This window comes from Staphylococcus sp. EZ-P03 (genome assembly GCF_003344575.1).
GTDB classification, from domain to species: Bacteria; Bacillota; Bacilli; order Staphylococcales; family Staphylococcaceae; genus Staphylococcus; species Staphylococcus simulans_B.
Window position 1 is genome coordinate 12850 of record NZ_QPMO01000004.1, and the last position, 14228, is coordinate 27077.

A 14228-nucleotide genomic window follows, 5' to 3' on the forward strand; every position below is an offset into this window, starting at 1 on the left:
GCGGCAGAGCTGATCACCAATATAAGTGAAAAGCTTTGCCGCTTATTTTATTCAACATCTATATCTAAATCTCTGATCATTTCAATCATTTGCGTGTAGATTTCATAATACACATAGCCGAACGCCATCGGATGAGGCTGTACAATCTTATCATAGTCTTCTGTATAAACAATCGGCCTTGGTGTACATAAGTCGATGAAATGCAAGAGGTGATCCGGAATCTCAGTTTCTTTGCTCTTGTTGCAAATCAATACAAAGTCCACATCCAGATCAATTAATGCTTGTGTATCTGCTTGAATCGCTTCATCATAAAAGGGTGAGAACAATAAGACACGGTCTGTTGTATCTAATGCACTGAAATCCTCTAAGTCAGAAAGCAGTCTGCTGTCTTCTAACTTCTCATTGCTTTCTAATAAATAGCTTTCAAAAAACTTCAAGTCGCCATAGCCTTTAACATAAATATGGCCTTCTCCGCCAATTGCTTGAATCAGACATTGTGCTGCCATTTGAATATCGATTTCTTGTTGATTCAATCGATTAAATATACCTGTAAGTTGTGTTTGTAATATATTTGCCATGGTATCCTCCAACTTCATAATAGATATATTAATTCTATATGATGTGGTACGTGAATTCAATCTGAGGAAAAATGTATAACAAAGGGTAGAAAAAGGGTAGTGTAAAAAGATACACCGCTGATAATGAATTAATCAAGATAATGTGACGTATATTTCAAATGAATACGTTTTCATTTGAAAATTCACACAATTTTATCATTTATAACCGCTTACATTTAGTTTTGCAATGCATTACAGTGGTGACTTTGGTATACTAAACTTATAAAAATCACGTGCAATATGCACGCAAGGAGGAACTTTCATGCCTTTAGTTTCAATGAAAGAAATGTTAATCGACGCAAAAGAAAAAGGTTATGCAGTTGGACAATATAACCTTAATAACCTAGAATTCACTCAAGCTATTCTAGAAGCTTCACAAGAACAAAATGCTCCAGTTATCTTAGGTGTATCTGAAGGTGCTGCGCGTTACATGAGCGGGTTCTACACAGTAGTTAAAATGGTTGAAGGTTTATTACATGACCTTAAAATCACTGTACCTGTAGCAATCCACTTAGACCATGGTTCAAGCTTCGAAAAATGTAAAGAAGCAATCGACGCTGGTTTCACATCAGTAATGATCGACGCTTCACACAGCCCATTCGAAGAAAACATTGAAACAACTAAAAAAGTTGTTGAATATGCACATGCTCGCGGAGTATCTGTAGAAGCTGAATTAGGTACAGTCGGCGGACAAGAAGATGACGTTGTTGCTGACGGTGTTATCTATGCTGACCCTAAAGAGTGTCAAGAATTAGTTGAAAAAACTGGTATTGATACTTTAGCACCAGCATTAGGTTCAGTTCACGGTCCTTACAAAGGCGAACCAAACTTAGGCTTCAAAGAAATGGAAGAAATCGGTAAATCTACTGGCTTACCATTAGTATTGCACGGCGGTACTGGTATCCCAACTAAAGATATCCAAAAATCTATTTCTTTAGGTACAGCTAAAATCAACGTGAACACTGAAAACCAAATTTCTTCAGCGAAAGCAGTTCGCGAAGTATTAAACAACGACAAAGATGTTTACGATCCACGTAAATATTTAGGACCAGCTCGCGAAGCTATCAAAGCTACTGTAACTGGTAAAATCAAAGAGTTCGGTACTTCTAACCGCGCTTAATTTATAATTTAGTTTTGTTAAAGAGCATCTGTATTCTCAGGTGTTCTTTTTTGCGTTATAAATATATTTGAAAAGATTGTACTCTTATCAACCATGTGTTAGGATACATAAGATTGATTGAAAATTAATCGTACTTAAGGTAATCACTTTGAAGAAAATCTTTTTCAGTATCAACGTGCTTTATGCTATAATATCTTAAGTGATTTTTTGAATGATCAAAAAGTTTATTGAAACTAACATCTTAGATAACAAGATTAAATGGGTGCAACATATCAACTGTTATATTTACAGTATTAAATGGCAATGCATCCATAATATGAATATACAAACGCTTGTGAATTTAACTATAATAAATATGAAGAACTACGATAACCAATATTTTCATAGATGAATCTAATGTGAGTGGGGTGTAGTCATATCAGAAACATGGGTATGCTATACATAGAACTATGGAATGAAGATTGAATAACAAAGGAGAACAATCGAATGGCTCAAGAAGTAATAAAAATCAGAGGCGGACAGCCATTAAAAGGGAAGCTTAAAATTAATGGTGCGAAAAACAGTGCAGTTGCCATTATCCCAGCAGCATTACTGGCAGAAGATGTTGTAAAACTTGAAGGGCTACCGCAAATTTCAGATGTTGCTACTTTAGTTAGCTTGTTAGAAGATTTAAATATAAAAACAGATCTTGAAGGTACAGAGTTAAAAATAGATCCGACAGAAATTCAAAACGCATCTTTACCGAATCATAAAGTCGAATCTTTAAGAGCATCATATTATATGATGGGGGCTTTATTAGGCAGATTCAAAAAATGTGTCATCGGTTTGCCTGGCGGCTGTCCTTTAGGACCGCGTCCGATTGATCAGCATATTAAAGGGTTCAAAGCTTTAGGTGCGACAATTGATGAATCAAGCCCGACATCAATGAAGATTGAAGCAGAAGAATTAAAAGGTGCAAATATCTTCTTGGATATGGTCAGTGTCGGTGCGACAATCAATATTATGTTAGCGGCAGTGCGTGCAGAAGGACAAACAGTCATTGAAAACGCCGCAAAAGAACCTGAAGTTGTCGATGTTGCGACATTCTTGACAGGTATGGGTGCTAATATTAAAGGCGCTGGTACAAGTACGATTAAAATTACAGGTGTTGACCACCTTTATGGTGTAACGCATCAAATTATTCCAGATAGAATTGAAGCGGGTTCATATATGTGTATGGCAGCTGCTTGCGGCGGAGAAGTGGAATTAGACAATATTATTCCAAAACATATTGAACCGTTAACAGTTAAGCTTCAAGAATTAGGCGTGGATGTTAATATCAATGATGATAGTGTCACGCTTAAAGGCCAATTGCCATTCAACAATGTGAATATCAAGACATTGGTATATCCTGGATTTGCGACGGACTTGCAGCAGCCGATTACGCCATTGCTTTTCTTAGCTGATGGCCCTTCATTTGTGACGGATACGATTTATCCAGAACGCTTCAGACATATTGAAGAATTGAAGAAAATGGGCGGCGCAATTTCTGTTGATCAAAATACAGCAACTGTTAAACCTTCAACACTGCAAGGCGCTTCTGTCTATGCCAGCGACTTGCGTGCAGGGGCTTGTTTAATTGTTGCAGGCTTGATTGCAGAAGGTGTAACAACAATTTATAATGTAAATCACATTTATCGCGGTTACACAAACATTGTTGAAAATTTAAAATCTCTCGGCGCAAACATTTGGACTGAAAAAATCTAAAATTTGTGGTATACTTTGTATATTAGGTTGACATGATCTAGTAATCATGGAGAGGTGATTTAAATGGAAGTATGTCCTTATTTAGAAGAAACATTTAAAATCATCGGTCGCAGCTGGAATGGATTGATATTGAATTATCTATCTAGATGCCCAGAAAAGTCAGCTCACTTCAGTGAAATGAAGAAAGACTTGAAGACCATCACACCGCGTTCTTTAAGTTTAAAACTTACAGAATTGATGGAATGGGACTTAGTAGAAAAGAATATTGTATCCAAAGCACCTGTCTCAATTGTCTATCAATTAACAGATAAAGGTGCAGCACTGGCTGAAGCATTAGTACCGATGGAAGAATGGGCACAAAAATACGTCGAACTGGAACAAGAGCATAAAGCTGCAAATTCTTAAAATAGATTTGATAAAAGCAAGAGTTATTCCTTCATGGAGTAGCTCTTCTTTTTGGTTATAAGCACATTCGTTTAAAAATAGCGCTGTTAGGTTAAAATAGATAATAAGACATTTACTAAGGAGTGACTGTAATTGAGAACTCAAACGAAACAATATATCAATGGCGAATGGGTAGACAGTACAAGCGGTGAAACAATTGATGTCATCAACCCTGCAACTGAAGAAGTCTTAGGCCAAATTGCAAAAGGGAATAAAGAAGACGTTGATAAAGCAGTAGAAGCTGCGAACAATGTTTATCTTGAATTCCGTCACAGCAGTGTAGAATACAGAAGAGATTTACTTGATAAAATCGTTAAAGAGTACGAAAACAGAAAAGAAGATATTATAGAAGCAATTACAGATGAGTTAGGTGCACCATTAGAAAAATCTGAAAAAGTGCACTATCAAATGGGATTAAATCATTTCGCAGAAGCAAGAGATGCGTTGGATAACTTCCAATTCGAAGAACAGCGCGGCAATGATTTAGTTGTAAAAGAAGCTATCGGTGTAGCAGGATTAATTACACCTTGGAACTTCCCAACCAACCAAACTTCACTTAAATTAGCAGCAGCTTTCGCAGCAGGCAGCCCAGTAGTGTTGAAACCTTCTGAGTTAACACCATTTGCGGCTGTTATCTTAGCAGAAATCTTTGATAAAGTCGGCGTACCGAAAGGTGTCTTCAACTTAGTGAACGGTGACGGCGAAGGTGTCGGCAATCCATTAAGCGAACATCCTGATGTGCGCATGATGTCATTTACAGGTTCTGGCCCGACAGGTGCAAAAATTATGGAAAAAGCTGCCCAAGACTTCAAAAAAGTTTCACTTGAACTTGGCGGTAAATCACCATATATCATTTTAGATGATGCAGATATAGACGGTGCAGCAGAAGCAGCTGCAGGCAAAGTCTACAATAATACTGGACAAGTTTGTACTGCAGGTACAAGAACCATCGTCCCAGAATCATTGAAAGATGACTTCATTAAAGCAGTAAAAGAAAAAATGAGTGCAGTTAAAGTCGGAGACCCAAGAGAAGACGGTGTAGACATGGGTCCGATTATCAGTAAAAAACAATATGATCAAGTTCAAGATTATATTCAAAAAGGTATCGACGAAGGTGCTGAATTAATCCTTGGCGGTACAGGCAAACCTGAAGGCTTAGAAAAAGGCTATTTCGCAAAACCTACTATCTTTACAAACGTTAAAAACGATATGACGATTGCACAAGAAGAAATCTTCGGTCCGGTGATGTCAGTCATCACATACAAAGACTTGGACGAAGCAATTGAAATCGCAAACGATACAGTATATGGTTTAGCAGGTTATGTTTATGGTAAAGATTTAGATACTTTACGCAAAGTTGCACGTGAAGTAGAAGCCGGTACAATTGAAATCAATGAAGCCGGACGCAAACCAGATCTTCCATTCGGCGGCTACAAACAATCAGGCTTAGGCAGAGAATGGGGCGACTACGGTATTGAAGAATTCTTAGAAATTAAATCAATTGCCGGATATTACAACAAATAGAATTTTGAACTAAAATGCTGGGCAGTAATGTGCTCAGCATTTTTATTTTTTTAAGGAGAGGATAACGTACAATTTTAAGCAGAGTATCAATCATTGTTTTGCGATAAGGTTTAAAATTTGCTATGGTTATCTTATGAAAAATACTTTATAATAAGTAAATACGTAAACTAAAATGAAATGAGTGTAAAACATGCCTGAAAGAGAACGTACATCTCCCCAATACAAGTCTTTCCACGAACTCTATAAGAACAATACTACTAAAGCGCTAACTCAAAAAGCAAAATCTCTTAAATTAACTAACTATAGTAAATTGAATAAAAAAGAATTAGTATTAGCCATTATGGAAGCACAAATGGAAAAAGACGGCAATTACTATATGGAAGGTATCTTAGATGATATCCAACCAGATGGTTATGGCTTTTTAAGAACTGTCAACTACTCTAAAGGCGAAAAAGATATTTATATTTCTGCAAGTCAAATCCGCCGTTTTGAAATCAAACGCGGGGATAAGGTGACAGGGAAAGTCAGAAAGCCTAAAGATAATGAAAAATATTACGGCTTGCTGCAAGTCGATTTTGTCAATGATCATAATGCAGAAGAGGTTAAAAAACGCCCGCATTTCCAAGCACTTACACCGTTATATCCGGATGAGCGTATTAAATTGGAAACAAAATCAAACAATTATTCGACAAGAATCATGGACTTAGTTGCACCTATTGGTTTAGGTCAGCGTGGTTTGATTGTCGCACCGCCTAAAGCAGGTAAAACGTCATTGCTGAAAGAAATCGCTAATGCGGTTACAGTCAATAAACCTGAAGCGAAACTCTTTATTCTGCTTGTCGGAGAACGACCTGAAGAGGTAACAGATATTGAACGATCAAGCGAAGCGGCTGAAGTCGTACATTCAACATTTGATGAACCGCCGGAACATCATGTTAAAGTAGCTGAATTGTTGTTAGAACGTGCGAAAAGATTAGTTGAAATCGGTGAAGATGTCATCATTTTAATGGATTCGATTACACGTTTGGCACGTGCTTACAACTTAGTAATTCCGCCAAGCGGACGTACTTTATCAGGTGGTTTAGACCCTGCATCATTACACAAACCTAAGCACTTCTTCGGTGCTGCGCGAAACATTGAAGCAGGCGGCAGTTTAACGATTTTAGCAACAGCTTTAATCGATACAGGTTCCAGAATGGACGATATGATTTATGAAGAGTTCAAAGGAACAGGAAACATGGAATTGCATTTAGATCGTAAATTAGCTGAAAGACGTGTCTTCCCAGCAATTGATATCGGAAGAAGTTCAACCCGTAAAGAAGAACTGCTGGTTGATAAGAAAGATTTAGACAGTTTATGGCAATTGCGTAATATGTTTACTGATTCAACAGACTTCACTGAACGCTTTATCCGCAAGTTGAAACGTTCTAAAAATAATGAAGAATTCTTCCATCAATTACAAGAAGCAGCAATAGAAAGTAAACGTACAGGCAAACCTATCATTTAATAATAAATTATATTTGTCTTCCAGAATGGGTTGCATTTTATTCTGGTAACAATTATAATTACTAAGTATTGGGTAAAAACTCACAAATAACTCTGTTCCAGATGGTTCAGGGCAAAGGAGCTGAAAATAATTATGAGACAAGGAATCCATCCTGAATACCACAAAGTAATTTTCTTAGATACAACAACTAACTACAAATTCTTAAGTGGTTCAACTAAATCATCATCAGAAACAATGGAATGGGAAGATGGCAACGAATATCCAGTTATCCGTTTAGATATTTCATCTGACTCACATCCATTCTACACTGGTCGTCAAAAATTCGCAGCTGCGGATGGCCGTGTTGAACGATTCAACAAGAAATTCGGTCTTAAATCATCAAACAATAACGAATAATTTCGATTTAAATGAGACTCTCGCAATTTGGCGAGAGTTTTTTTATTTGGTTTTCAAAGCAAAGTATAATGATGTAAGGGATGCAAAAAGAGATTGCATTCCATTAAAATTTTCTCATGTTTTGCCCGTTGTCCTAATAAAAAATATGATATAATGAGATGATTTTGTTTTGAAAAGGAAGGAAAAGCATAATGTATGAAACTTATCATTCCGGCTGGATTGAATGTATTACCGGCAGCATGTTCAGCGGTAAATCTGAAGAATTAATCCGCAGATTAAAACGCGGCATGTATGCAAAACAGAAAGTCGTAGTATTTAAACCTGCAATTGATGATCGATACCATAAAGAAAAAGTGGTATCGCATAACGGCAATGCAATAGAAGCAATCACTATTAAAAAGGCTGAAGAAATTTTAGAACAGGATTTGACTGAAGTCGATGTGATTGGTATAGATGAAGTGCAATTTTTTGAGGATTCGGTTGTAGAAATTGCACAAGATTTAGCAGAACAAGGCCACCGTGTCATTGTGGCAGGACTGGACATGGACTTCAGAGGGAAACCTTTTGAACCGATGCCGCAGTTGATGGCTGTCAGTGAGTTGGTTACTAAGCTGCAAGCAGTATGTGCAGTTTGCGGTGCACCTGCAAGCAGAACACAGCGTTTAATCAATGGCAGACCTGCTAAAGAAGATGACCCGATTATTATGGTAGGGGCAGATGAAAGTTATGAACCTAGATGCCGCGCACATCATATCGTTGCACCTAGTGAATCTGAGAAGGAGGAATTATAATGTTTGATCAATTGGATATCGTAGAAGAACGTTATGAACAATTAAATGAATTACTGAGCGACCCGGATGTTGTCAGTGATTCAGATAAACTGCGTGAATATTCTAAAGAACAGTCAGATTTGCAAAAGACTGTAGATGTTTATCGCGAATATAAACAAAACAAAGAAGATATCGGTGAAATGCAAGAGATGTTGAATGAAACATCTGATAAAGAAGAAGTGGAAATGCTGAAATCGGATATCAGTGAATTAAAGGCGACATTGCCTGACCTTGAAGAAGAATTGAAATTCTTATTAATTCCTAAAGACCCTAACGACGACAAAAACGTTGTAGTTGAAATCCGTGCAGCTGCAGGCGGCGATGAAGCAGCAATCTTTGCTGGGGATTTATACCGTATGTATTCACGTTACAGTGAATCATTAGGTTATAAAACAGAAGTATTAGAAATGAATGACAGTGATCATGGCGGATTTAAAGAAATCAGCTTTATGATTAATGGTCAGGGTGCTTATTCTAAATTAAAATATGAAAATGGTGCACACCGTGTACAACGTGTTCCTGAAACTGAATCAGGCGGCCGTATTCATACTTCTACTGCTACAGTTGCGGTACTTCCAGAAGCAGAAGATGTTGAAGTAGAAATCAGAAATGAAGATTTGAAGATAGAAACATATCGTTCAAGCGGTTCAGGCGGTCAGCACGTCAACACAACTGACTCAGCGGTACGTATTACGCACTTGCCGACAGGTATCGTTGCGACATCATCTGAAAAATCACAAATTCAAAACCGTGAAAAAGCCTTAAAAGTCTTAAAAGCACGTGTTTATGATATGAAATTGCAAGAAGAACAAGAAAAATATGCATCAGAAAGAAAATCAGCTGTAGGTACGGGTGACCGTTCAGAGCGTATTCGTACGTACAACTATCCGCAAAACCGTGTGACGGACCACCGTATCGGTTTAACAATCCAGAAATTAGATCAAATCATCGAAGGCAAATTAGATGAAATTGTGGATGCTTTAACAATGTCAGAGCAAACTGAGAAATTGAAAGAATTGAATAACGTTGAGTTATAAGGAAGCTGTACAATCAGCTGCGAAACAAGCAGTTGCACGCGGCTTTGAATCTAAAAGAGCAGAGTGGCTGCTGTTAGATTTGCTTGACTGGTCGCTTGCGGATTATGTCTTGAAGATGAATGACACTATGACAGAAACACATCGTTCAGCCTATCAAGCAGCAACAGAACGTATGTTAACTGGGGAGCCGATTCAATATATTACCGGGTTCCAAAGCTTTTACGGCGAACGCTTCAAAGTAGATGCGCGCTGCTTGATCCCTAGACCTGAAACCGAAGAAGTCCTGCTGCATTTTATGAATCAATTATCCAACGGTGATTGTGTGGCTGATATCGGTACAGGCAGCGGTATTATTGCGGTGATGCTGAAGCTTTTGAAACCTGATTTGACAGTTTATGCGACGGATTTGTTTGAAGGACCGTTAGAGGTTGCGCGTGCCAACGCAGCAATGCATCAGACAGATATTACATTCTTGCAAGGGAGCGACTTGTCTCCTTTAATAGAACAAAATATACGTCTAGACGGCTTAATTTCAAACCCGCCGTATATTGATCAAGCAGAATCTATAGATATGGCTGAAACTGTAGTGGATTATGAACCGCACCAAGCTTTGTTTGCAAAAGAGCATGGCTTAGCCATTTATCGAGCAATTATTGAAAAGCTGCCGCTAGTTTTGAATGACAATGCTGTAGTCGTTTTCGAAATCGGTTATAATCAGGGGGAAGTGCTGAAGGCACTGATTCAATCTATCTATCCGTCAATTGAGGTAGATGTGATTCAAGATATTAATCAAAACGACAGAATTATTTCATTTATATGGAAACGCTGAACAGCGTATTGATGAGAAGTTATGGGAGAAGAGGGGAGATTGTATAACACCCTGTTCTCGCATAACTTCTTATTTTGTTTTACAATTATTTTTGAAAGGACGTGCAGAGAGATGAAGACAAAAACTTGGGATTTGCGTCATCAATTAGGAACTAAACAAGGTCAGAAAGCGTTAGAAGAAATCAGTGCCATCTATCATGCAGGCGGCTTAGTTGCTTTGCCGACAGAAACGGTATACGGGTTAGGTGCGAATGCGCTGGATAATGAAGCAGTGCGTAAAATATACGAAGCAAAAGGACGTCCTTCTGATAATCCTCTGATTGTGCATATTCACGACCAAGGTCAATTAGATGCGTTTACAGCGCCGCGTTCAAAAGAAGTAAAACAGTTAATGGACACATTTTGGCCGGGACCGATTTCATTTATTTTACCGCTTGAACCAGGCTATTTATGCGAAAGTGTTTCTGGCGGGTTGCAGTCTATCGCAGTCAGAATGCCGAGTCATCCTATCGGCCGAGCTATTTTAAAATATACAAATTTACCGATTGCTGCGCCGAGTGCGAATATCAGCGGCCGTCCTTCGCCTACAACCTTTGCTCATGTCTTTAGAGATTTGAATGAACGGGTAGAAGGAATAGTAAATGGTGATCAAAGTGAAGAAGGTTTAGAAAGCACCGTGTTGGATTGCACGCAATATCCGTTCAGAATTGCACGTCCGGGTGCGATTACAGCAGATATGATTGAAAATGTCTTGCCGGGTTCAGTTGATACAACAGCGCATTTAGATACAGATAAACCGATTGCACCTGGAATGAAATACAAACACTATTCACCAGAAACACCTGTAGCGATGCTGACAGAATTAAGTCATGAGATTTCAAGCGACCAGGATTGGCAGCACATTTTATTTGCGGTACCTGCGACATTGAAGCAGTATATTCCAAAGAACGCGATTTATCGTGAATTATCTTCTGATATCTATGATTTAAAGGCCGCAAATCATAATTTATATCAAATATTGCATGAACTTGATACGGATGATTCGATTCATCAAGGTTATATTTATCGTTATGAAACAACCGATGACAGTATTGCTTTCTTGAACAGACTCGAAAAAGCAACAGGCAATCAACAAATAGGAGCGGATCAATTGTGAAAATAATATTTGTTTGTACAGGCAATACATGCAGGAGTCCGATGGCAGAAAGCATTGCCAAATCATTAATGCCGGACCATGAATTTTATTCAAGAGGCTTATTTGCAATGGATGGACAGCCCGCAGCTGTACATACTGCTGAGATATTGCATGAAAAAGGTTTAGATGCGCCGACTGTATCTTGCCAGTTCAGCGAACAAGATACAGATGCTGATTTAATCTTAACGATGACAGAAGGTCATAAGCAGCAATTGGCCATGATGTTTGAGAAAGATTTGCCGGTGTATACACTTTATGAGTATGCAGGACAAAACGGTGAAGTTTCAGATCCTTACGGCGGTACACATGCACAGTATGAGCAGATTTACAATGAATTGAATTACTTGCTGAATGAGGTCAAAACGCGATTGGAAAAAGATATGGATAATTAGTATAAGTTAAGCTTTAAATGCGTTATAATAGCTATTATATAGCATGGTTTGCTTACATAAGCGAAGCAGACAAGCGGTGTTCTTGTTTGTCTTGGCTTGTCATCATTTTAAAAAGGGGTGGAATTAAATGGAAAACTTGAAGTTGTTGCTGAATGAATTGAAAGAACAAAATTTCTTTAAACCAGGAGAAATTTGCGTGATCGGCTGCTCGACATCTGAGGTTATCGGCGAACGTATCGGCTCGGTCGGTTCTATGGATGTTGCACAAGAATTGTTTGATGCGTTGATGGAGGTCCGTAAAGAAACGGGTGTCATCTTTGCATTCCAAGGTTGCGAACACATCAACAGAGCAATTACTATCGAACGTGAACATTTCAATCCACTTACAATGGAAGAAGTAACTGTAGTACCTGCAACGCATGCTGGCGGCAGTATGTCAACGTACGCTTATCGCCACCTCGACAATCCTATGGTTGTTGAGCATATCACAGCAAACTGCGGTATTGATATCGGTCAAACTATGATCGGCATGCATATCAAACATGTTGCAGTGCCTGTGCGCACTTCTGTGAAAACAGTCGGCGATGCGGTAGTGACAATTGCGACTTCCAGACCTAAGTTAATTGGCGGCGAACGTGCTCACTATACTTTATAACTAAATGAATTGGGGGAATGATGTCATGTCATTTATCGAAAAGGAAGACAAAGCAGTATTTGAAGCTATTCAAAACGAATACAATCGTCAGAATAACAACATTGAATTAATCGCATCAGAAAACTTTGTGTCTGAAGCAGTAATGGAAGCACAAGGTTCAGTATTGACTAACAAGTATGCTGAAGGTTATCCAGGACGCCGTTACTATGGCGGCTGCCAATTTGTGGATGTTACTGAAACTTTAGCAATCGAACGTGCCAAAGAATTATTCGGTGCAGAACACGTAAACGTACAACCGCATTCAGGCTCACAAGCTAACATGGCTGTTTATTTAGTTGCGCTTGATTACGGCGACACTGTATTAGGTATGAACTTAAGCCATGGCGGCCACTTGACACACGGTGCTAAAGTCAACTTCAGCGGCCAATTTTATAACTTTGTTGAGTATGGAGTAGATAAAGAAACTGAACGTATTGATTATGAAGAAGTACGTCGTCTTGCAAAAGAAAACAAACCTAAATTAATCGTTGCAGGCGCATCAGCATACCCAAGAGAAATCGACTTCAAGAAATTCAAAGAAATTGCTGACGAAGTCGGTGCTAAATTAATGGTAGACATGGCACACATCGCTGGTTTAGTTGCTGCAGGTTTACACCAAAACCCAGTAGACTATGCTGATTTTGTAACGACAACTACGCATAAAACATTAAGAGGCCCTCGCGGCGGTATGATTCTTACTAAAAAAGAATATGCGAAACAAATTGATAAAACAATCTTCCCAGGTATCCAAGGCGGACCTTTAGAGCATGTTATTGCTGCTAAAGCAGTAGCATTCGGCGAAGCTTTGCAGCCTGAGTTCAAAGTTTATCAGCAACAAGTTGTTAAAAATGCAAAAGTACTTGCTGAAACACTTGTTAAAGAAGGCTTCAGAGTTGTTTCCGGCGGAACAGAAAACCACTTGGTTGCTGTAGATGTCAAAGGTTCATTTGGTATTACTGGTAAAGAAGCAGAAGAAGCTTTAGATGAAGTAGGAATTACTTGCAACAAAAACACAATTCCTTTCGACCAAGAAAAACCTTTCGTTACAAGCGGTTTACGTTTAGGTACACCAGCGGCGACTACACGCGGATTCGACGAAAAAGATTTTGAAGAGGTAGCAAAAATTATCAGCCTAGTTGTTCAAAACATTAAAGATGAAGCAAAATTAAAAGAAGCTGCAGAACGTGTGCAAGCGTTGACTTCAAAGCACCCATTATATAAATAAGAGAACTAGGAGGCTATTCCTTTATGGGAAAAGTACATGTATTTGATCATCCGTTAATTCAACACAAATTAAGCTATATCCGCGACGTTCATACAGGAACGAAAGAGTTCAGAGAACTTGTAGACGAAGTCGGTATGTTAATGGCTTATGAAGTTACAAGAGATTTAGAACTTCAAGATGTTGAAATCGAAACACCTGTCACTAAAACAACAGCAAAAAGATTATCAGGTAAAAAATTAGCATTTATTCCGATTCTTAGAGCTGGTTTAGGTATGACGCAAGGTGTCTTAAGTTTAATTCCAGCAGCACGTGTAGGCCACGTCGGCTTATACCGTGACCCGAAAACATTGGAAGCAGTAGAATATTTTGTGAAATTACCGCAAGATATTGAAGAAAGACAAATCATTGTCGTAGATCCGATGTTAGCGACAGGTGCTTCAGCAATTGAAGCTATCAACTCATTGAAAAAGCGCGGTGCCAAACACATTCGTTTCATGTGTTTGATTGCGGCAAATGAAGGTGTTGAAAAATTACAAGAAGCACACCCTGATGTAGATATCTACATTGCTGCACTAGATGAAAAGCTAAATGATAAAGCATATATCATCCCAGGTTTAGGTGATGCTGGAGACCGCTTATTCGGAACAAAATAAGTTGTCTGAATGTAAAATGC

Annotated in this window: 15 protein-coding genes; 14 read left to right on the forward strand and 1 reads right to left on the reverse strand. The window is 38.5% G+C overall.

The features are described 5' to 3' along the window. Positions 1–47 precede the first annotated feature (47 nt). A complete protein-coding gene (locus tag DVJ99_RS01905) occupies positions 48–578 on the reverse strand; it encodes a DUF2529 family protein (RefSeq protein WP_114602935.1) in 531 nt (176 codons plus the stop codon). Positions 579–879: 301 nt separating this feature from the next. On the opposite strand from DVJ99_RS01905, the gene fdaB reads away from it, so the two are divergent. From fdaB to upp, 14 genes are all read left to right on the forward strand, one after another. After that, on the forward strand, positions 880–1737 hold the full coding sequence (gene fdaB / locus DVJ99_RS01910; RefSeq protein WP_105994347.1) for a class IIb fructose-bisphosphate aldolase FdaB: 858 nt from the start codon (positions 880–882) through the stop codon (positions 1735–1737). 486 nt (positions 1738–2223) lie between these two features. Beyond that, positions 2224–3483, forward strand: coding sequence for a UDP-N-acetylglucosamine 1-carboxyvinyltransferase (locus tag DVJ99_RS01915; protein WP_114602936.1), 1260 nt, complete (start codon positions 2224–2226; stop codon positions 3481–3483). 63 nt (positions 3484–3546) lie between these two features. Then, complete coding sequence (locus DVJ99_RS01920; RefSeq protein WP_105994345.1) at positions 3547–3888, forward strand: winged helix-turn-helix transcriptional regulator; 342 nt, start codon at positions 3547–3549, stop codon at positions 3886–3888. Positions 3889–4020: 132 nt separating this feature from the next. Beyond that, positions 4021–5451, forward strand: a complete 1431-nt coding sequence (locus tag DVJ99_RS01925) for an aldehyde dehydrogenase family protein (protein ID WP_114602937.1) — start codon at positions 4021–4023, stop codon at positions 5449–5451. Between the two features lie 190 nt (positions 5452–5641). Continuing rightward, positions 5642–6958, forward strand: coding sequence for a transcription termination factor Rho (gene rho, locus DVJ99_RS01930; protein WP_114602938.1), 1317 nt, complete (start codon positions 5642–5644; stop codon positions 6956–6958). A gap of 132 nt (positions 6959–7090) precedes the next feature. Continuing rightward, complete coding sequence (locus DVJ99_RS01935; protein ID WP_105994342.1) at positions 7091–7354, forward strand: type B 50S ribosomal protein L31; 264 nt, start codon at positions 7091–7093, stop codon at positions 7352–7354. Positions 7355–7545: 191 nt separating this feature from the next. Further along, positions 7546–8145, forward strand: coding sequence for a thymidine kinase (locus DVJ99_RS01940; protein ID WP_105994341.1), 600 nt, complete (start codon positions 7546–7548; stop codon positions 8143–8145). Next, entirely contained in the window at positions 8145–9221 is a 1077-nt protein-coding gene (prfA, locus tag DVJ99_RS01945; protein WP_105994340.1) for a peptide chain release factor 1, read from the forward strand. The genes DVJ99_RS01940 and prfA overlap by 1 nt, the downstream gene beginning before the upstream one ends. Next, the gene (prmC, locus tag DVJ99_RS01950) at positions 9211–10050 is read left to right on the forward strand and encodes a peptide chain release factor N(5)-glutamine methyltransferase (RefSeq protein WP_114602939.1); all 840 of its coding nucleotides are present in this window, start codon (positions 9211–9213) and stop codon (positions 10048–10050) included. Before prfA ends, prmC begins: the two co-directional genes overlap by 11 nt. A gap of 111 nt (positions 10051–10161) precedes the next feature. Then, a complete protein-coding gene (locus DVJ99_RS01955) occupies positions 10162–11205 on the forward strand; it encodes an L-threonylcarbamoyladenylate synthase (RefSeq protein WP_114602940.1) in 1044 nt (347 codons plus the stop codon). Beyond that, positions 11202–11636 (forward strand): low molecular weight protein arginine phosphatase, encoded by a 435-nt coding sequence (locus tag DVJ99_RS01960; protein ID WP_114602941.1) that lies wholly within the window; start codon positions 11202–11204, stop codon positions 11634–11636. The genes DVJ99_RS01955 and DVJ99_RS01960 overlap by 4 nt, the downstream gene beginning before the upstream one ends. A 127-nt stretch (positions 11637–11763) precedes the next feature. Next, positions 11764–12291, forward strand: coding sequence for a TIGR01440 family protein (locus DVJ99_RS01965; protein ID WP_114602942.1), 528 nt, complete (start codon positions 11764–11766; stop codon positions 12289–12291). A 25-nt stretch (positions 12292–12316) separates the two neighbouring features. Beyond that, positions 12317–13555: a serine hydroxymethyltransferase gene (locus tag DVJ99_RS01970; protein WP_105994335.1), complete on the forward strand. Its 1239-nt coding sequence runs from the start codon at positions 12317–12319 to the stop codon at positions 13553–13555. A 23-nt stretch (positions 13556–13578) separates the two neighbouring features. Next, the gene (gene upp / locus DVJ99_RS01975) at positions 13579–14208 is read left to right on the forward strand and encodes a uracil phosphoribosyltransferase (protein WP_105994334.1); all 630 of its coding nucleotides are present in this window, start codon (positions 13579–13581) and stop codon (positions 14206–14208) included. Positions 14209–14228: the final 20 nt, after the last annotated feature.

Excerpts from the sequence above, each read along its gene's own strand:
- DVJ99_RS01940 (WP_105994341.1), top strand. The coding sequence starts at position 7,546 with ATGTATGAAACTTATCATTCCGGCTGGATTGAATGTATTACCGGCAGC.
- DVJ99_RS01915 (WP_114602936.1), top strand. The coding sequence starts at position 2,224 with ATGGCTCAAGAAGTAATAAAAATCAGAGGCGGACAGCCATTAAAAGGG.
- rho (WP_114602938.1), top strand. The coding sequence starts at position 5,642 with ATGCCTGAAAGAGAACGTACATCTCCCCAATACAAGTCTTTCCACGAA.
- DVJ99_RS01920 (WP_105994345.1), top strand. The coding sequence starts at position 3,547 with ATGGAAGTATGTCCTTATTTAGAAGAAACATTTAAAATCATCGGTCGC.
- DVJ99_RS01935 (WP_105994342.1), top strand. The coding sequence starts at position 7,091 with ATGAGACAAGGAATCCATCCTGAATACCACAAAGTAATTTTCTTAGAT.
- DVJ99_RS01955 (WP_114602940.1), top strand. The coding sequence starts at position 10,162 with ATGAAGACAAAAACTTGGGATTTGCGTCATCAATTAGGAACTAAACAA.
- DVJ99_RS01905 (WP_114602935.1), bottom strand. The coding sequence starts at position 578 with ATGGCAAATATATTACAAACACAACTTACAGGTATATTTAATCGATTG.
- prfA (WP_105994340.1), top strand. The coding sequence starts at position 8,145 with ATGTTTGATCAATTGGATATCGTAGAAGAACGTTATGAACAATTAAAT.
- fdaB (WP_105994347.1), top strand. The coding sequence starts at position 880 with ATGCCTTTAGTTTCAATGAAAGAAATGTTAATCGACGCAAAAGAAAAA.
- DVJ99_RS01965 (WP_114602942.1), top strand. The coding sequence starts at position 11,764 with ATGGAAAACTTGAAGTTGTTGCTGAATGAATTGAAAGAACAAAATTTC.
- DVJ99_RS01970 (WP_105994335.1), top strand. The coding sequence starts at position 12,317 with ATGTCATTTATCGAAAAGGAAGACAAAGCAGTATTTGAAGCTATTCAA.
- upp (WP_105994334.1), top strand. The coding sequence starts at position 13,579 with ATGGGAAAAGTACATGTATTTGATCATCCGTTAATTCAACACAAATTA.